Source organism: Pseudooceanicola antarcticus, from assembly GCF_900215355.1.
Lineage (GTDB): Bacteria > Pseudomonadota > Alphaproteobacteria > Rhodobacterales > Rhodobacteraceae > Pseudooceanicola > Pseudooceanicola antarcticus.
The window spans coordinates 42,785-61,349 of the sequence record NZ_OBEA01000009.1 but is presented as its reverse complement, the minus strand read 5'-3'; the positions used below and the strand labels follow the sequence as shown (position 1 = coordinate 61,349).

Annotated in this window: 17 protein-coding genes and 1 riboswitch; of the genes, 7 read left to right on the top strand and 10 right to left on the bottom strand. The window is 67.4% G+C overall.

Annotation, left to right across the window (positions count from 1 at the left end; genetic code table 11):
* Positions 1 to 138: 138 nt before the first annotated feature.
* From CRO50_RS18430 to CRO50_RS18395, 8 genes are all read right to left on the bottom strand, one after another.
* Positions 139 to 912 carry a cyclase family protein gene (locus CRO50_RS18430; RefSeq protein ID WP_097147418.1) on the bottom strand — a complete coding sequence of 258 codons (774 nt, stop codon included), beginning with the start codon at positions 910 to 912 and terminating at the stop codon, positions 139 to 141.
* Entirely contained in the window at positions 909 to 1,880 is a 972-nt protein-coding gene (locus CRO50_RS18425; protein ID WP_097147417.1) for a fumarylacetoacetate hydrolase family protein, read from the bottom strand. Before CRO50_RS18425 ends, CRO50_RS18430 begins: the two co-directional genes overlap by 4 nt.
* A gap of 1 nt (position 1,881) precedes the next feature.
* Positions 1,882 to 3,051, bottom strand: a complete 1,170-nt coding sequence (locus tag CRO50_RS18420; RefSeq protein WP_097147416.1) for an alpha/beta hydrolase family protein — start codon at positions 3,049 to 3,051, stop codon at positions 1,882 to 1,884.
* A 135-nt stretch (positions 3,052 to 3,186) separates the two neighbouring features.
* Complete coding sequence (locus CRO50_RS18415; RefSeq protein ID WP_157791770.1) at positions 3,187 to 4,146, bottom strand: MBL fold metallo-hydrolase; 960 nt, start codon at positions 4,144 to 4,146, stop codon at positions 3,187 to 3,189.
* Positions 4,147 to 4,248: 102 nt separating this feature from the next.
* A complete protein-coding gene (locus CRO50_RS18410) occupies positions 4,249 to 5,412 on the bottom strand; it encodes an MFS transporter (RefSeq protein ID WP_097147414.1) in 1,164 nt (387 codons plus the stop codon).
* 81 nt (positions 5,413 to 5,493) lie between these two features.
* Positions 5,494 to 6,624: an FAD-dependent oxidoreductase gene (locus tag CRO50_RS18405; RefSeq protein WP_097147413.1), complete on the bottom strand. Its 1,131-nt coding sequence runs from the start codon at positions 6,622 to 6,624 to the stop codon at positions 5,494 to 5,496.
* A gap of 23 nt (positions 6,625 to 6,647) precedes the next feature.
* On the bottom strand, positions 6,648 to 7,025 hold the full coding sequence (locus tag CRO50_RS18400) for a Rieske (2Fe-2S) protein (protein ID WP_010141138.1): 378 nt from the start codon (positions 7,023 to 7,025) through the stop codon (positions 6,648 to 6,650).
* Positions 7,022 to 7,969: a VOC family protein gene (locus tag CRO50_RS18395; RefSeq protein WP_097147412.1), complete on the bottom strand. Its 948-nt coding sequence runs from the start codon at positions 7,967 to 7,969 to the stop codon at positions 7,022 to 7,024. The genes CRO50_RS18400 and CRO50_RS18395 overlap by 4 nt, the downstream gene beginning before the upstream one ends.
* A 146-nt stretch (positions 7,970 to 8,115) precedes the next feature.
* On the opposite strand from CRO50_RS18395, the gene CRO50_RS18390 reads away from it, so the two are divergent.
* A complete protein-coding gene (locus CRO50_RS18390; RefSeq protein WP_097147411.1) occupies positions 8,116 to 9,030 on the top strand; it encodes a LysR family transcriptional regulator in 915 nt (304 codons plus the stop codon).
* Positions 9,031 to 9,388: 358 nt separating this feature from the next.
* Positions 9,389 to 10,519 carry an autotransporter outer membrane beta-barrel domain-containing protein gene (locus CRO50_RS18385; RefSeq protein ID WP_143516963.1) on the top strand — a complete coding sequence of 377 codons (1,131 nt, stop codon included), beginning with the start codon at positions 9,389 to 9,391 and terminating at the stop codon, positions 10,517 to 10,519.
* Positions 10,520 to 10,599: 80 nt separating this feature from the next.
* Here the strand turns inward: CRO50_RS18385 and bluB are convergent, their stop codons facing one another.
* Positions 10,600 to 11,292 carry a 5,6-dimethylbenzimidazole synthase gene (gene bluB / locus CRO50_RS18380; RefSeq protein ID WP_097147409.1) on the bottom strand — a complete coding sequence of 231 codons (693 nt, stop codon included), beginning with the start codon at positions 11,290 to 11,292 and terminating at the stop codon, positions 10,600 to 10,602.
* A 40-nt stretch (positions 11,293 to 11,332) separates the two neighbouring features.
* Positions 11,333 to 11,508, bottom strand: a riboswitch (cobalamin riboswitch).
* 37 nt (positions 11,509 to 11,545) lie between these two features.
* Entirely contained in the window at positions 11,546 to 12,451 is a 906-nt protein-coding gene (locus CRO50_RS18375) for a LysR family transcriptional regulator (protein WP_179747324.1), read from the bottom strand.
* Positions 12,452 to 12,563: 112 nt separating this feature from the next.
* On the opposite strand from CRO50_RS18375, the gene mdlC reads away from it, so the two are divergent.
* The 5 genes from mdlC to CRO50_RS18350 all read left to right on the top strand — a co-directional run bounded on the left by mdlC (position 12,564) and on the right by CRO50_RS18350 (position 18,505).
* Complete coding sequence (mdlC, locus tag CRO50_RS18370; protein ID WP_097147407.1) at positions 12,564 to 14,144, top strand: benzoylformate decarboxylase; 1,581 nt, start codon at positions 12,564 to 12,566, stop codon at positions 14,142 to 14,144.
* A 65-nt stretch (positions 14,145 to 14,209) separates the two neighbouring features.
* A complete protein-coding gene (locus tag CRO50_RS18365) occupies positions 14,210 to 15,226 on the top strand; it encodes a TRAP transporter substrate-binding protein (RefSeq protein ID WP_097147406.1) in 1,017 nt (338 codons plus the stop codon).
* A 25-nt stretch (positions 15,227 to 15,251) separates the two neighbouring features.
* On the top strand, positions 15,252 to 15,719 hold the full coding sequence (locus CRO50_RS18360; RefSeq protein ID WP_157791769.1) for a TRAP transporter small permease: 468 nt from the start codon (positions 15,252 to 15,254) through the stop codon (positions 15,717 to 15,719).
* Entirely contained in the window at positions 15,719 to 17,017 is a 1,299-nt protein-coding gene (locus CRO50_RS18355) for a TRAP transporter large permease (protein WP_097147404.1), read from the top strand. Before CRO50_RS18360 ends, CRO50_RS18355 begins: the two co-directional genes overlap by 1 nt.
* A 27-nt stretch (positions 17,018 to 17,044) precedes the next feature.
* Positions 17,045 to 18,505: an aldehyde dehydrogenase gene (locus CRO50_RS18350; RefSeq protein WP_097147403.1), complete on the top strand. Its 1,461-nt coding sequence runs from the start codon at positions 17,045 to 17,047 to the stop codon at positions 18,503 to 18,505.
* The last annotated feature ends 60 nt before the right edge of the window (positions 18,506 to 18,565 follow it).

The window sequence follows — 18,565 nt, the reverse complement described above, 5'->3', positions numbered from 1 at the left end:
ACCGGCGGGCGGCTGCGGCAGGAAAGGATGTCAGGGGAGGGGGGCAGGCTGATCCTTGGCGCGCGGCGGGAACGTCCTGTCCGGGAAGGCAGGGGCACCCGCAGCCGCCCTGAGGGCGCTTGCGCATGCCCCAAGAACTCAGCTCTCGAGGATTGCCACCGGGCGGCACCAGCCGGCAGAGCCACGGGCCACTTTGACAGGGAAGCAGATGACCTCGAAGCCGGTGTCGGGCAGCTGGTCGAGATTGGCCATCTTCTCCATGTGGCAATAGACCGTCTCGGCCCCGGCCTTGTGGCCTTCCCAGAAGAGATCCCACTGGCCGGTGGCCTTGGCCTTGTCGGCCACGCCCTTCAGCGGCGCGTCCCAGCTCCAGGCGTCGGTGCCGCAGACCTTCATGCCGCGCTCGGTCAGCCAGAGCGTTGCCTCGCGCCCGATGCCGCAGCCCGCCGCCAGGTAACCCGGCTCTCCGTAGAGTGCTCCGGCGCGGGTGTTCACCAGCACTATGTCGCCCGGCTTCAGCTCATGGCCGATGCGGTCGAATTCCGCAGCCATCTCCTCGGCGGTGACCACGTGGCCGTCAGGCATGTCGCGGAAGTCGAGCTTCACGCCCGGCCCCATGCACCAGTCCAGCGGCACCTCGTCGATGGTGATGGCGCGCTCGCCCTTGTTCATCGTCGGGTGGTAGTGCCAGGGCGCATCCAGGTGGGTGCCGTTATGGGTGGTCAGAGAGAGCTTCTCTGCCGCCGCGCCGGCCCCGTCCAGCTGGTGCTCGACGGGGATGCCGAACATGCGGGCATAGTCCTCGGCGCCGTTGTCATGGGCCTTGTACTCGATCGAGGGGCCCATGCCGGGCGGATCGGTGGGGAAATCGTCGGTTAGCGTGACCGAAAGGTCGATGATGCGACGGCTCATGCGCGACCTCCCTTGACGACCTGCTGGTCGATGGCCCCGAAGAGCGGCGCCTGGTCGCGGCTGCGGCACTCCATGAAGACGCGGTCGCCAAAGTGCATGTAGGGGGTGCTCTGCTTGCCCTCGTCCAGCAGCTCGATGGCCCGGCGCTCGGCAATGCAGGTGGAGCCCACCTCGCGGTAGGTCTCGTTCGAGACCGTGCCGGACCCCAGCACCGTACCCGCCACCAGGTCACGCGACTGCGCGGCATGGGCGAGGAGCTGGTCGAAGCCGTAGCTCATCGGGTAGCCCTCGGCGAGGCCGAAGCGGCTGCCGTTCAGATCTACCTGCAGCGGCAGGTCGATGCGGCTGTCGCGCCAGGCATCGCCCAGCTCGTCGGGGGTGAGCGCGACGGGGGCCACGGCACAGGCGGGCTTGGCCTGCACCCAGCCGAAGCCGGTCTTCATCTCGACGGGCGCAATGGCGCGCAGCGACCAGTCGTTGATCTGCACCAGCAGGCGGATGCGCGCGGCGGCCTCGGCAGGTGTGCTGCCCATCGGGACGCTGTCGCAGATCACGCCGAATTCGCCCTCGAAGTCGATGCCGTCGTCTTCCGAGGGCAGCGGCACGTCCTGTGCTCCGCCAAGGAAGCAATGCGACATGCCCTGGTACATCAGCGGGCGGCCTTCCGGGTTCGGATCGGCGCCGAAGACCTTCTGCATCAGCGCGCCGTGGCTGTCATAGGCCGACCCGTCCAGCCATTGCCAGGCGCGGGGCAGGGGGGCCAGCGCCTGGGCGGCTTGGAAGGGCGCACCGCCGCCCGCGTTCAGGGCGGCATATTCCGCCTCGAGCGCCGGGGCGAAGCTGTCCCAATCCTCCATCAGCAGCCGCAGGCTGGAGACCGCCGCTGCAGGAATGCAGCGGCTGTTGTCACGGCTGACCAGGTGCAGCCGCCCGTCGGGGCTGCCGTCTGCAAGAGTGGCGAAACGCATCTCAGCCCTCCACGCCGGTGCGGCCGCCGAGGGTCTCGGCAAACCAGTCGGCGATGTAGTTGCGGCCGAAGCTCATGTTGTCTGCGCCCACGTGTTCCACGCCGCCTTCCCGCTCGGTGAAGATCTTCAGCTTGCGGTTCGGCGAGTTGACCAGTTGGTCGTAGGACTGATGCGCGTAGTCGAGCGCGATCTGGCGGTCCTTGGAGCCATGGGTGACCAGGAAGGGCACCTTGATCTTCTCCATCTGGCCGTCGAGGCAGAAGCCCGCCGCCTTCTCGAAGAAGGTATCCATGTCCTTGGCACCGAAGACCCACTTCACGTGGTCCCAGTAGTGCGGCACCGGGTTCTCGCCCTCGCGCTTCAGGCGCTTCTGCTGCACTTCGGCCCAGTTGTGGTTGGCGCCCCAGACGGCACCGGAGGCAAAGCGCGGCTCGTTGGCGCAGACGCGGGGCGCGTAGTAGCCACCCAGCGAGATGCCGGTGATGCCGATGCGCTCGGCGTCCACGTCGTCGCGGGCCGCCAGCCATTCGTAGATCGGGGTGCCCCACTTCTCGCTGTCGTAATGCGCGGGCAGGTCCAGCAGGCGCAGGCTTTCGCCGGTACCGGGCTGGTCGACGCAGAGCGTGGCGATGCCGCGCTTGGCCAGCTCATGGGGCAGCCAGGACCAGTAGAGCAGCTCCTTGCAGCTATCCAGGCCGTTCAGGTAGACGACCGCGGGTGCCGGACCCTCGACGCCCTCGGCAGGGGTGTAGAGCACGGGGATGACCTTGTCGCCATAGGGGACCTCGAAGCGCTGGACCTTGTCGCCGGCCTGCCGGGTGCCCTGCTCGAAGTTGGCCAGGCCCTTCTTGTAGGTCACCAGGCGCTCGGGATCGCCCTGGCCCTGCATGCGCTCGGCGACGATGTAGTAGAGCGCCGCGCGCTTGCGCATCTCGCCGGCCGAGAAGAAACGGCTTTCGGCTTCTTCCTCTTCCGCCAGCCCGATCAGCTTGTCGGCCACGCCGACCCAGGCGATCATGAAGTCGCGGGTGCCTGCATCTTCGCCATTCTTCGCCTTCTCGAGCAGCGGCTGGCACATGTCCATGATCTCGCCGATCTGGCCGCCGGAGCCGAGCGCAATGGAGACCGTCAGGTTCCAGACGTAGTTGGGGAAATAGTTGAACATCGCCATGGCAAGGGTCCTTTGATCTGCGGGTTGTCCCGAGGCCGGGGCCTCGGATCAGGGTGAGCTATTCGGCGTGGATCCATTCGGAAAATGGAAAGTCATGATGCGGGGCATTCATCCGCTGAATGCCCCGCGCCGGTGTCAGTAGTCCTGGAGGTCCTGGGCGATGGCGACCTCGCCATCGAAGGCGGCAGAGATCTCCTGCGCCCAGCCGTCGGTCATCTCGGGGGTGATGCGCGCGCCGGCCGAAAGGTGGGTGGCGACGATCTTGCCCGCCTTGGCTTCGGCGGCCAGGCGGCCGACCTCTGCCGGGGACAGGTGGTGGCTGGACAGGTGCTGCTCGATCTCGCCGATCAGGTGCTCGGGCGCGGTACGGCGCACGGCATCCATGGTCGAGGGCAGGTCGATCAGCTCGGCCACCAGCAGGTCGACGCCCTGCGACAGTTCGATCACCGCATCGGACCAGCCGGTATCGCCGGTGTAGACGATGCTGCGATCGGGGGTGTCGAAGCGGAAGGAGAGGGATTCATACTTCTGATCCATCTCGCTGCCATGGGCGAAGCTGTAGTGGCTGTTCTTGGCCGTGGTGACGGTGACATCCCCCAGCGAGAAGCTCTCTCCGCCACGGATTTCCTGCACCTGGACCAGCTCGTCCGCGGTCATGATCGTGGCATCTTCCATGCCGTAGGCGGCTTCCATCGCCGGGCCCATGCCCTCGACCATGCCGTCGATCAGCGCCTTGGTGCCCGGAGGGCCGTAGATCTTCACCGGCTTGGCCGGGTTGGTCTGGAAGCGCTGGCCGAGCACCGCAAGCAGGCCGCCGACGTGGTCGAAATGCAGGTGGCTGAGCAGCACGTCATCCACGTCGCCCATGCGCAGGCGCTTGGCGGCAAGTCGGATCGACAGGCCGTCACCGGCGTCGACGACGATGTTGCGGCCGTTGACCTGCAGCAGGTTCGCAGGCTGCGAGCGGTCGGCGCGGGCGATCGGGCCGCCGCCGCTGCCGAGTACGGTGAAGCTGGTCTCTGCCATGGCCGGAAGCGCGGTGCAGGCCAGCAGCGCAAGGGCGGTGGCGGGTCGTTTGAAAAGGCGTGTGAACATCTGGGTCTCCTCCCCCATGTCGGGCCCTGTAGAGGCCCTGTATCGTGTCTGTGTCGTCGCAGTGCCGGGCCCGCCCCCGGGGGCGCGGGCCCGGTCGTTCGATCAGCGGCTGGCGCGGATGCCACGGGCGAAGCAGGCAACCGAGAGGCCTGCGACGACCACGGCCATCAGGCCCAGGGCTTCGATGGAGATGCCTTCAAGCAGGGCGCCACCGATGATCGGACCAAGCGCCGAGCCGGTCATCAGCATGGCCGGGGTGGCGGCAGCCGTGCGGCCGGACTTGTCCATGCGGGACAGCAGGCCGAAGGCGAAGGTGTGGGTGAAGACCTGCACCGCCACGAAGACCGCGGCCACCGGCGCCCAGAGGGCGAAGACCGAGGCGAAGGTGATCACCAGCGCCAGCACCGCCTGGACCATCGGCCCCGCGATCACCACGCGGCCCGCCGAGATGCGCTTTTCCAGCAGCGCGGCCAGCGGGGCGGGGCCGACGAAGTTCACGAGGCCGAGCGCGATCAGCGTGCCGACGATGGCTTGCGGTGCGAAACCACGGGCCGAGCCGATGACCTCGACGAAGGAGAAGACCATCGCCTGGTTGAAGGTCATCAGGCTGACGCCCGCGACCACCGCCATCACGCCGGGCGCCAGCGGGCTGCGCGGCGTGGCGCCCTGGGTGCGGTCCTCGACCTTGGGGAAGGCCAGCAGAGAGATCAGCGTTGCCAGCGCCATGATCGCGCCGAAGCTGAAGAACAGCACCATGCCGCCATGTTGCAGCATCAGCTGCGGCACCGCGCCCATGTAGATCACGCCGAAGAGGCCCAGGCCGATGCCGGCGAAGGCAAAGAGCCGGTGCGGGTTGGCGGCGCGGCCCATGGTGCCATGCACGAGGCTCAGCGCCATGCCATTGGCCAGGCCGCCCAGAAGATGCAGGGCCGCGAGCGGCAGGAAGGCGGTCTGCTGCGAGGCCAGCAGGAAGGCCAGCGCCGCCAGGCCGAAGCCCACCACGGTCAGCGCCTTGCGCGGCAGCCGGGTGAAGTTGCGCGCGGTCAGCACGCTGGCCAGCACGGCGCCCAGCAGGAACAGCGTCACCAGGGCGCCGGCTTCACGCGGGCCGAAGCCGAAGCGGCCGATCAGCGCGCCGACCCAGACGGGCAGCGCGACCAGATCGACGAGGCCCGCACAATGTCCCACCACGAGCGCGACGGCTCCGGTGCGTTTGATACCTTGCGCGGGGGCCATGGCCGCCGCGGGGGCTGCAGTGTCAGTCATCTTGTTTTCCTCCCTGTCGGTCGGCTCCTCCGCCGACCTTCCCAATTGCCTGCCCTTGGCGGACAGATTCCGCGACGCGGCTCAGACCGGCTCGGTCAGGGCCATCATCGAACGTCCCATGATCGCGTTGTGCTCTCCTTGGTCACCGCGCTGCACCTCGATCTCCGAGAGCCTCGCGGAGTTCTCGACCACCATGTTGCAGCGCTCCCAGCGGCGTGCCTCGTGGCGGGCGAAGGCCTCGGCCACGGTGCCCTCGCGCATCAGCTCTTCCGCCAGCACCACGCCGTCTTCCATGCCGATGCAGGCCCCGGCGCCGAGGTGCGGGGTGGTGGCATGGACCGCATCGCCGATCAGCATGACCCGGCCGACGTGCCAGGGCTGGGGCAGCAGCAGCTTCTCGAGCGGGCGATAGATCAGCTTGCTCTCTTCGCTCAGCGCCTCCTTGACCGCGGTCAGGATGGGCGAGGGGAAGCGGTCGAGCATCGCCTTCATGGCGGGCAGCAGGTCGGCCTCTTCGATCCAGTCGTTGTTGGGCCGGTCCTCGGTGATGAACATGTAGCTGCGGCCTTCGGAGACCGGGTTGATCCCGACCTTCAGACCATCGCCCAGCCACATGTTGAGCGAGTTGAGGCCCTCGGGCGTCGGCAGCTCTGCGCGCCAGACGGCCTGGCCCACGTAGGCGGGCTTCGGGGCATCGGGCATCAGCGTGGTGCGGGTCTTGGAATAGAGCCCGTCGGCGCCGATCACCGCGTCATAGCGACCCGAGGTGCCGTCGGTGAAGGTGACGGTCACGCCCTCGGCGTCCTGCTCGATGGTCTCGAAGCTGTGGCCCAGCTTGACCGAGACCCCGGCGGCGCGGGTGGTCTTGGAAAGGATCGCGGCCAGCGCCGGGCGCATGATGGCGGCATTGCCGGGCAGGCCGGTGCCGGGCATCGGCGGGGTGGGCAGGGTGACGATTTCCTGGTCGTTGTGCGGCATCCGCACGATCAGCCCATCGGTCGCGGCCCCTTCGCGCTTGAAGTCATCGAGGATGCCCAACTGCTGGAACACCCTCAGCGTGGCGCCGTGCAGGCTGATGCCTGCCCCATAGCTGCGCCAGCCGGCGTCGATCTCTACCAGGTCGGTCTCGATGCCGCCGCGGGCCAGCATGATGGCCGCGGACATGCCCGAGAAGCCACCGCCGATGATCAGGACCCTGCGTGCGCTTGCCATGGTCTCTCCTCCCGTTTTCACTGTCAGCTCTCCCGTGCTGCGCGTCCGGCGACCTGGGCCGGTACGCTGATGGACCCGTCCGGCGCCTCTGAGAGGGGGACTCGGGTCAGTTTTCTTCCCAGGCAGGGGCCTGACACGCAGGCCCCCGTTTCGATGTCGAAGAGTGCGCCATGGGCATGGCAGGCGATATGGGCGCCCTCGGCGTCGAGGTAGGCGTCCTTGCGCCACGCCATGGGCGTGCCGCCGCGGTAATGCGGGCAGGAATCCATGTAGGCATGGAGCTGCCCGCCGCGGTTCACCACGATGACATTGCGCGGCGCATCGGGCAGCGGCAGGAAGCCGCGGGCGGCGCCTTCTGGAATGTCATCGCGGTGGCACAGTCTCAGCTGGCCTGCGCTCATGCGCCGGAGCCGCCTTCGGGACCTCCGCTGGGCGCCCATTTCTCACGCCACTGCAGCAGGAAGATCTGGCTGGCCTCGGGGCCGTTCGGTGCCTCGCGGGCGACCCAGGTATCGTCGTGCTTGTCCATGTCGGCGTCGTATTCGAAGTGCACGCCGAGGGGGCTGTTGAAGTACCAGAACCAGTTGGAGCCGAACTTGTGGCGACCCGGTCCCCAGAAGCTCTGGTAGCCCTTGCGCACGAAGCGGTCGCCGGCGACCATCAGCTCGGTCGGGCCGCCCATGTGGAAGGCCAGGTGCTCGCAGCCCTGCATGTAGGCGGGGGTGCGGATGAAGAAGTGGGTGTGATGGTCGTCATTGGCCTGCGGACGCAGGAAGGGACCTGCACCGGTCAACACGTCGGTGACCACGAAACCCAGGCGGTCGCAGAAGAAGCTGACCACCTTCTCCATGTCGGGCACGAAGAGCACCACGTGGCTGAGCGAGCGGGGCAGGGCGGCCATGTCGTCGGTCACACCCAACTCGTTCGGAGCACGCTGCGCCGGGGCGCCGGGGGCGTTGATCTTCTCGGCCGGCATCGACAGCTCGCGCCGGATGGTGACCTGGAAACGCAGCTCGAAACCCAGGTCGTCCTTGAACTCGAGAGAGCCGTCCGACAGCCGGGTGACCCGGCGGTCCTTCGACATCTCGGCCTCGATCTCGTCCAGCACGCTGGCATCCTCGACGCCGTAGACCTGCTGGCGCAGCATGTTCTTGGTCTCGAGCGGGGCGGGCAGGCTGGGGTCGGACTTGGGGCGGATGATGACCCCGGTGCCGTCCAGCGCCTCATAGAGCCAGCCGGTATCGTCCAGCTGCACCGGCTTCAGGCCGAAATCCTCAAGGTAGGTCTTCGATCCCTCCAGATCGTCAACCCCGAACACCAGGTAGTCGGGTCCGATGATGCGCATGGCTGAGCTCCTCCATCTGCCAGCACCCGGAACTGGCCGGGCGCGAATCCTGCTTGCCAATCGTGTAGCTCTGGGAGAGGTATTTAAAAAATTGCTTCGATGAATGTCTGGCATTCATCCGGTGAATTCGTGGAAGGGGGAGGCAGATGCGTTTCAACAAGCTGGACATGAACCTGCTGGCGGCACTCGATGTTTTGCTGAAAACGCGCAGCGTGACGCGGGCCTCGGAAGAGATGTTCATCACCCAGTCGGCGATGTCGAACGCCTTGGGCCGTCTGCGAATCTTCTTCGACGACCCGCTGCTGGTGCAGGTCGGCCGGGGGATGGAGCTGTCTCCGCTGGCCGAAACCCTGCGCGAGCCAGTGCGCGAGATCATGATGCGGGTCGAGAGCGCGACGCGGATCAGGCCGGTCTTCGACCCGCTGACCGACGCGCGCACCTTCAACATCGTCCTTTCGGATTATTCGCTGGCGACCCTGGGCGGAGAGCTGTCGCGCCGGGTGGCCGACCAGGCGCCGAACATCCGGCTGAACCTGCGTCCGCAGCACGCGGACCCCAGCAAGCTGCTGGACCGGGGCGAGGCGGACATGCTGATCGTGCCGGACTATCTCGGGCCCATCGACCAGGACCACGAGATCATCTTCGAGGACGAGATGGTGGTGCTGGTGGATGCCCATGGTCCCCATGCGGAGGGACCGATGACGCCGGAATGCTTCGCGGCCGCCCCCCAGGTGCTGATGGAGCCCCTGAGCGGGCAGAAGAGCTATTCCGAGGTCGCCATCCGCGAGGCGGGGATCGAGCCCAACACCGTGCTCTGGTGCTATCTCTTCTCGGCGATCCCCGAGCTCATCCGGGGCACCGACCGCATCGCGCTGATCCAGCGCCGGCTGGCGCAGGTCGCGGTAGAGCGCGGCGGTATGCGGATGCACCCCGCCCCCTTCGAGGTGGCGTCGCTGAAGCAGAGCATGCGTTGGCACAAGCACCGCACGCGGGATCCGGGGCTGATCTGGCTACGCGCCCTGGTCAGGGATGCGGCGGGGGCCTCCGAGCCCGAGGTTTGACCCGGCGGGAATGGCTATCCATTCACGCTGTAAATACATGCATCAAGAACAATCAATTTTTGCTTACCCCCTGCCTCTCGCTACGGTCCGATTCGAGAGGAGAAGTGTGGTCGACGGGGGACGTTGCGACCGCACGGAGGAGGAAAGGACATCTTCGTAGATAAACCGCCGTCGCGGGGCCCTCGGGCCCTGGGGTGGCAGGCTTCGGCAGGTTTGCGGCAGGCGGGCCCCGGCTTTGAGAAGCGGGGCGCCGGTGGTCGGGATCTGCCCAGGGACTGGCCGCGAGAGAGCTCGCGCGCCCGTTGACCCGCGGGGGCAGGAGGGCCCCCGCAGCATCAAGAAACAGTGGAGGAGCGAGATGCTCAAACTCATTGCGACCTGCGCTCTGGGCGCGGTAACCCTGTGTTCGGCGACGGCAGCCAAGGCGGATGGACCGCCGCCCATGGGAGCAGGCGGCCCGCCGCCCCTGTCCATCCAGGTGCTTGCCAACATGGGCAAGAGTGGCCTGATGGGGACCATGGCCTCGAACGATCGCTTCGGCACGGTGCAATCGCGCGTCGGCAACGGCCGCTCGATGGCGGCGCTGGCCGGCATCCCGGGCAATCCGGCCGATGGCTACTCGGATGACGTGAGCGACCTGATCACGCCGCTCGGGGCCATGCTGCGCCTGCAGAAGGGGCCGAGCGAGACCGCCTCCTATCTGCGGTTCACCTCGGACAACCGCTGGACGGATTCCACGCCGACCCAGAATGGTGCCACCGAACTGGAAAGCGACAGCGAGGCCCATGGCCTGGGGGTGCAGTATCTCTACGCGCCCAACAAGGACCTGCTGATGGGGGTGGGGATCTCGGTGGATCGCAACGCCATCGACATGCGCCACAACGGCGGCACCATCGACAGCGAGGCCTGGGCCCTGCGCGCCGATGCGCTGAAGGTGCTGAACGATCACTGGGGTCTGGCGATGCGCGCCTCCTGGTCGCAGATCACCTCCGACACCAGCATTCCGCTGCCGGGCGTGACGATGACCTCCGAGCAGGACTCGCAGCGTCTCTACATGCAGCTCGATGCGGTCGGCTCGTTCTCCAAGGCCGATATCGCTGCCCTGCCTGCGGGCTGGATCCTGCGACCCAACGTCGGTGCCGCCTGGCAGAAGACCTGGTTCGAGCAGACGACGAACTCCCTCGGCGGCACGGTGATCGGCCCCGGTGGCAATGCCACCGAGACCTATGGCTCGGTCTACGCCAAGGCCTCGCTGCAGCACGTCGGGCCGGGCAAGGTGCACCCCTTCGTCGGCCTGGGCGTCGATCTGGAGTTCGCCAACAGCTACGAGGATCTGGTCGACGAGAGCGCCTATCTGAACAGCTTCGTCGGGGCGACGGTCTCGCTGTCACGCCAGGCGATGCTGAACGTGGTCTACGGTCGCTATGACGGCTTCAACGGCAACCGCACCAAGCAGACGCTGGTCGTCGGTCTGAGCATGACCTTCTGAGCGTTCTGGCCCGCCGCGTCGCGGGCCGGATCATGGCAGTGCCCCGCCCGTCGGGGCACTGCATCGCGCGGGGCAGGGGCCTAGGCCCCCGGCCATTCCTCTTCATGGATCAGACTGTCGATGGGCAGCCGCTCGCGCCAGCCGCGGGCCTGCAACTCGGGTTGCACGAAGAGTTCGTCGATATACCCCGCACAGAGATAGGCCACGATTTCCACATGATCGGGGATGCCCAGAAGGCTGCGCAGGTCCTCGGGCCGGAAGATCGACACCCAGCCGATGCCGACGCCTTCGGCGCGCGCCGCCAGCCAGAGGTTCTGCACGGCGCAGACGGTCGAATAGAGGTCCATGTCACGGTTGTGCGTGCGCCCCAGCACCACCTTGCCGCCACGGGTGCGGTCGCAGGTGACGCAGATATTCAGCGGCGCGGTCAGGATGCCTTCCAGCTTCAGCGCGCTGTACTTTGCCTTGCGCTCGGGCTCGAACATCTCCGCAGCCTCGGCATTGGCGCTCTGAAAAGCCTCGTGAATCCTGGCGCGCCGGTCCGGGTCGCGGATCAGCAGGAAGTCCCAGGGCTGCATGAAGCCGACCGAGGGCGCGGCATGGGCCGCCTCGAGAATGCGGCGCAGGGCGGCGGGGTCGATGGGATCGGGGCGGAACTCGTTCCGCACGTCCCGCCGGGCGTTGATGATATCGTAGAGCGCCTGGCGCTCGCCGGCATCGAACTGGCGGGCGGGCTGCGGAGCAAGCTTCCGCGCGGTGGTATCTTTGGGCATCGGGGCCTCGCATTGTGCATGGCGCCGCGGGCTCCACCCCGAGACGCAATGACACCAGGCCGGTCTTCTGGCTTCGGATCAGCTCGAGCTGGCGCCTTCCCGGATATGCCCAGTGGCCTCTGCCAGTCGATCCCCGTTACAGCGGCGGGCCCGCGCCGGATTTCAACCGGCTTCCCGATTCTCCCCCGAGGGGGCACCTGATGGGGCCATTATCTCCCGGCGCTTCGCCCGGCGCAAACACAGATGCGGGGGCTCAGCTACCGCCGGAAAGTCCCTGCAGGTGGCGCAGCAGCCGCAGCGCCGCCGGCGGCAGCTGCCCCTTGCGGCGGCGGTAGATGTGGAAGGTGCGGCGGAAGCTCAGTTCGGGGATGGGCAGGGCCATCAGCCGGGTGGTCTCGAGCTCCAGCGTGACAAGGCGGCGCGGCATCCAGCACATCAGGCCGCCCTGCATTGTCATGCTCTTCAGCATGTTGACCGAGCGTGACGAGACCCCGATCTCGATGGTTTCGATGCCATGGGCGAAGAAGCGGCGTTGCAGCTCTCGGGTGACGGGCGTGTCCTGCGGCGGCAGCGCCCAGGGGTGCTGGGCGGCCTCGTCGAGCGGGATCTCGGCGCGGCCCGCCAGCGGATGGCCGGGGGCGGCGAAGACCTCGACCTGGTCATGCAGCGCCTCGGGGCAGGCCAGGGTGATCTCATCGTCGAGATAGGGCTCGGGCGAGATCGCCAGGTCCACCTCGCCGCGCTTCAGGGCCAGCAGCAGCTTGTCCTCGATCTCTTCGACCACCTGTGCCTGCAGGCCGGGCTGCGCCGAAAGGAGCTGTCTGAGCGCCGTTGCCAGGTGCCCCGAGACGACGCTGCCGACGCCGCCGACACGCACCACGCCCTTACTGGCACCACGCAGCGAATCCAGCAGGTCCACCGCATTCGCCATCTCGGCATCAACGGTGCTGGCATAGGGCAGGAAGGCTTCCCCGTATACATTCAGGCTGACCCCATTGGGGGTCCGGTCGAAAAGCGGCGTGCCCACATCGGCCTCAAGGCGGCGGATGATACGGGTCACACTGGGCTGCGAGAGGTTCATCTCGCGCGCAGCCCGGCCAAAACTGCCGAATTTCGCTGTGGTTAGGAAGATCGAGAGGCTTCTCTGGTCCCAGGTCATACAGAAAGCGTATGACTGGGCGCACAGAATGGCAATTCCTAAATGTGCTTTCCCCTGACACGATGTATGCATGAAGAGGAAGGCCCCCGGTCCGCCGGGGTGGGGAGGAAAGATGACCCGATCGGGTTCCGGGCACGCGATGACCGTGCGTGACGCTGTATTTGAACTGCTGCAACATCATGGGATGACGACGATCTTCGGCAATCCGGGATCGACCGAACTGCCCCTGTTCAGTGATCTGCCCGAGGGGTTCCGCTATGTCACCGGGCTGCAGGAATCGGTGGTGGTGGCCATGGCCGACGGCCATGCGCTGGCCAGCGGGGGCCCGGCCTTCGTCAACCTGCACTCGGCGGCGGGGGTGGGTCACGCCATGGGCAGCATCTACTCGGCCTATCGCAACCGCGCCCCGGTTGTGATCACCGCCGGACAGCAGAGCCGCCCGCTGCTGAAGGCCGATCCCTTCCTCTATTCCGAGGCCTCGACCGAGCTGCCGAAGCCCTATGTCAAATGGGCCATCGAACCGGCCCGCGCCGAGGATGTGCCCGCCGCCATCGCCCGCGCCATCCACATGGCCTGCCTGCCGCCCGCCGGTCCGGTCTTCGTGTCGATCCCGCTGGACGACTGGGCGCTGCCCTGCGAGCCGCCGGTGCTGCGCGAGGTCTCAGGCCGGGCAACCCCGGATGCCGCCAACCTGGCGCAGGTCTCGGCCCAGCTGGAAGCTGCCGCCGATCCGGTGCTGGTGGTGGGGGCCGGGGTCGATGCCGATGGCGCCTGGGAGGACACCGTGGCCCTGGCCGAGCACTACCAGGCCCCGGTCTGGGTGGCGCCGCTCTCGTCGCGCTGCTCCTTCCCGGAAAGCCATCCGCTCTTTGCCGGTTTCCTGCCCGCCAACGAGGCCGATATCTCGCGCCTGCTGGGGGGACATGACCTGATCGCCGTGCTGGGCGCGCCGGTCTTCACCTATCACTACGAGATGCCCGCGACGGTGCCCCCCGAGGGCGCGGCCCTGGTGCAGATCGTCAGCGACCCGCACCAGGCGGCGGGCGCGGTCTGCGGCACCTCGATCGTCGGCGATCTCGGGCTGTCGCTCGCATCCCTGCGGGCCGCTGCCGGCACGCCGCGCCCGAAGCGCCGCGCCCGGATGCGCCGCAAGGCCCGGCTGCCGAAGTCGGCGGGCATCACCCCGGCGCTGGCGCTTGCGACCCTGCAGAAGCTGCGGCCCGAGGGGGGCATCGTGGTCGAGGAAGCGCCCTCGAGCCGGGGCGACGTGCATGACCACCTGCCCATCGACCGCGCCTCGGGCTTCTTTGCCACCGCCAGCGGAGGCCTGGGCTACGCGCTCCCCGCCGCCGTCGGCGTGGCGCTCTCCGAGCCCGGCCAGAGCGTTCTGGCGGTGCTTGGCGACGGCTCGTCGATGTACTCGGTGCAGGGGCTGTGGAGCGCGGTGGAACATGGCGCCGACGTCATCTTCGTGGTGCTCAACAACGGCGGCTATGCCGCGCTCAAGGGCTTTGCCGGCAACAAGGAAGTCGTCGGCTGTGACATCGGGCATCTGTCGCTGGCCGCCCTGGCCGAAGCGCAGGGCTGCCCGGCGGAGAGGGTTTCCGAACCGGCCAAGCTGGAAGACACCCTGTCCCGTGCATTCGCGGCAGGAGGGCCGCGTCTGGTGGAGGTGATGATCGACACGGGCTGAGGAGAGCCCCGACACACCGACACGCTCAAGACCAACGTGGCAACACTCTTAGGGAGGAGAAAGAGATGATGCGAACGGCAATTCTGGCAGCTGGTGCTGCCGCGCTGATGGCTGCGCCTGTGGCGGCCGAGGACAAACCCGTCAACCTGCGCTTCGGCGTCTGGGTGGGGGCCAATCACCCGCTGATGCAGGGCACCGCCAAGTGGATGCAGGCGGTCGAGGAGGCCTCTGGCGGCTCGATCGAGTTCACGCTCTACCCGGCGCGCCAGCTGGGGGCGGCGGTCGATCACTACGACCTGGCCCGCGACGGCATCGCCGATATCACCCTGGTCAATCCGGGCTACAACGCCGGGCGCTTCCCGGTGATCTCCTACGGAGAGCTGCCCTTCAACTTCAAGGACGCGGTCTCGGGCTCGCGGGCGCTGGACCAGTGGTATCGCCCCTATGCCGAGGAAGAGATGTCGGACGTGAAGTTCTGCATGGCCTTCATGCATTCGCCGGGCACCATCCACACCACCGCCCCGGTCAGCGGTCCCGAGGACCTGGACGGCATGTCGATCCGCCCCGCCAATGGCACGCTGGGCAACTACCTGTCGGGCCTCGGTGCGACGACGATCCAGGCCTCTGCCGCCGAGATGCGCGACCTGCTGACCCGTGGCACCGCCGATGGCACCGCCAGCCCCTACAGCTCGCTGGTGACCTGGGGCATCGCCGATGCGGCGACCTATCACCTGGACATGCCGATGTACGCGGCGAACTTCGTCTACGTGATCTCTCCCATGGCCTGGGACCGCATGAGCGCGGCCCAGCAAGAGATCATGGGCGAATATTGCTCCAGCGAATGGGCCGGCAATATCGTCGAGCTCTGGGCCGAGGAGGACCTGAAAGAGCGCGCGGTGCTGGAAGCGGACCCGGCGCATGTCTTCTCTGCCCCCAGCGAGGCAGAGCGCGCGGCCTGGCTCGAGGCCACGGCCCCCGCCGTGGCGCGCTGGCGCGAGATGGTCGAGGCGGCCGAGATCGACGCCGATGCGGCCGAGACAGCGATGAAGGCGGCAATTGCCGACAACGATGCCGGACTTTGACGACTACACCACGCAGGCGGGCCCGATGGCCCGCCTGATCCACGTCATCGAGATGGTGGCGGGGGTCTTTCTCGTTCTCATCGCCCTTCTGACGGTGACCGAGGCCGGGCTGCGCTATGCGCTCGGCATGCGCATCCCCGATGCCTATGTCGGCGCCACGGCCCTGCAGGGCATCGCCATCGCCTGGGGCATTGCCTGCACCACCTGGTCGCGGCGCCACATCACGGTCGATGCGATCTTCGAGCTCATGCCCCCGAGCGCGCAGCGCTGGATCAATGTCTTCGCATCGGTGGTGACCTTCGTGGCCATGCTGACGCTGATGGTCATGCTCTGGCGCAAGACCATGGGCAGCCTCGACAGCGGTGAGCTGTCCAACGACCTGCTGCTGCCGCTCTGGCCGGTGGTGGCTGCCACGGCTGCGGGGATCTCTGCCGCCGCCCTGCTGGGGCTCGCACGCCTCGGCCGGGACCTCTTGCAACTCAGGACCCGATGATGGACCCGACACTTCTTTCCTTTCTCGGCTTCGGAGCCCTCTTCGCGCTGATCATCCTGCGGGTCCCCATCGGGATCGCCATGGGGGTCGTCGGCGTCTGCGGCTTCGCGGCCGTGGTCAACTGGTCCGCCGGGCTGAACCTGCTGCTCAACGCCCCCTTCCGGATGATGTCCGACTACGCGCTGAGCGTGGTGCCGATGTTCGTCCTGATGGGCGTCTTCGCCGGGGCCGGGGGCCTCAGCCGCGAGCTCTTCGATGCTTCCAACAAGTGGCTGGGCCATGTCCGGGGCGGGCTGGCCACCGCCACCGTCGCCGCCAGCGGCGGCTTCGCGGCGATCAACGGCTCTTCGGTGGCCTGCGCCGCCACCATGACCACCGTGGCCCTGCCCGAGATGCGCCGCGCCGGCTATGCGCCGGGCTTCGCCGCCGGTGTCATCGCCGCGGGCGGCACCCTGGGCTCGATGATCCCGCCCTCGGTCTTCCTGCTGCTCTACGGCATCATCACCGAGCAGAACGTGGCGCAGCTTTTCGTGGCCGGGGTGATACCGGGGCTTCTGGGCCTTGGCCTCTATGCCGGGGTGGTGCAGGTGATCGCATGGCGGCGTCCCGGAGCCATGCCCAATGGCACCCGCGCCAGCTGGGCCGAGCGTTTCGCCGCCCTTCGCAACCTCTGGGCCACGTTGCTTCTCTTCGCGCTGGTGATCGTCGGCATGTACGGCGGCTTCGTCACCGTGACAGAGGCCGCGGGCGTCGGCGCGGTCGGAGCGCTGGTCATCGGCGTGATGCGCGGCAAGCTGCCGCCTCGGGTGATCCTGCGCTGCCTCGTCGAGGCGCTGCAGATCACCGCCGCGATCTTCACCATCGCCGTCGGGGCCACGCTCTTTGGCTATTTCCTGACCGTCACCCAGGTGACCCAGAACCTGACTAGCTACCTGACCCAGGTGCCGCTGCCGGCCTGGGGCGTGCTGGGGCTGCTGCTGCTGGTCTATCTCGCCCTCGGCGCGGTGATGGACGAACTGGCGGTGATCCTGCTGACCGTGCCCATCGTCTTCCCGGCGATGCAGGCGCTTGGCTTCGATCCGATCTGGTTCGGCATCGTGCTGGTCACCACGATTTCCATCGGGCTGATCTCTCCGCCCGTGGGGATGAATGTCTTCGTCATCAACTCGATCGCACGGGATGTGAAGCTGACCGAGATCTACCGGGGCGTGCTGCCCTTCGTCGGTGTCGACCTGCTGCGCATCCTTCTGCTCTGTCTCTTCCCGGCCCTGGCCCTGTGGCTGCCGGGAACAATGTAAGTCTGGTCAAATGGAGGAGTGAGACCAATGAACGATCAAACCCCAATCCTGCGCGCCCCGAGCAAGTTCTTCATCGGTGGCAAATGGGTCGAGCCCAAGGGCTCTTCCCGGCTCGAGGTCATCTCGCCGGTCACCGGCGAGAAGGTGATGGACTACCCCGAGGCCTCGGTCGCCGATGTCGAGGACGCCGTCGCCGCCGCCCGTGATGCCTTCGACAACGGCCCCTGGCCGCGCATGTCGCCGAAGGAGCGCGCGGGCTACCTGCGCAAGGTGGCCGACAACATCGAGGCCCGGCTCGAGGAGATCTCGCAGAGCTGGACCGGCCAGATGGGCGCGCCCATCACGCTCACCAAGGTGCTGGCGCCGCAGAATGTCACCCTGTTCCGCTACTACGCGGACCTGATCGATAGCAATTCCTACAGCTTCACCGAGGAGCGCGAGCGTGCCAATGGCGGCCGCGTGGTGATCGCCAAGGAGCCGGTCGGCGTCTGCGCCGCGATCACGCCCTGGAACGCGCCCATGGTGCTGCTGACCTACAAGATCGCGGCCGGTCTGGCGGCGGGCTGTACCTTTGTCTCCAAGCCCTCGCCCGAGACGCCGCTGGAAGCCTACGTCCTGGCCGAATGCATCGAGGCCGCGGGCCTGCCCGCCGGTGTCTTCAACCTGGTGCCCGCCGGGCGCGAGGTCGGTGACCACCTGGTGCGCCACAAGGACATCGACAAGGTGGCCTTCACCGGCTCCACCGCTGCCGGCAAGCATATCGCCGCGGTCTGCGCCGAGCGCCTGGCCCGTGTCTCGCTGGAGCTGGGCGGCAAATCCGCCGCGATCCTGCTGGACGATGCCGACTTCGAGGCCGCTCTGCCCTCGCTGATGATGTACACCATGCCGATCACCGGCCAGGTCTGCTTCTCGCTGACCCGTATCCTGGTCCCCGAGAGCCGGGCGCAGGAATTCACCGACCTCTTCGTCGGCGCGGTGAAGGGCATAAAGGTGGGCGATCCCGCCGATCCGGCGACCCAGATGGGCCCGCTGGCCATGGGCCGCCAGAAGGAGCGCGTCGAGGGCTACATCAAGGCAGGTCTCGCCGAGGGCGCCAAGATCGCCACCGGCGGCGGCACGCCCGAGGGCATGGAGACGGGGTTCTACTTCGAGCCCACCGTCTTCACCGGCGTGACCCCCGACATGACCATCGCCAAGGAAGAGATCTTCGGACCCGTGGTCTCGATCATCACCTACAAGGATGACGCCGACGCCATCGCCAAGGCCAATGCCACGGATTACGGCCTGAACGGGGCCATCTTCTCGGCCGACAGCGAACGCGCCTATCGCATGGCACGGCAGGTGAAATCCGGTGGTCTGACGATCAACGGCAATATCATCGACCCCACCATGCCCTTCGGCGGCGTGAAGCAGTCGGGCTATGGCCGCGAAGGCGGTATCGAGGGCCTCGACAACTACCTGGAAGGCAAGACGATCCACTTCGCCTGAGACACCTCGGATCTGAAAGCCATGACGCCCGCCCTCTTCCGGGGCGGGCGTTTCTTTCTG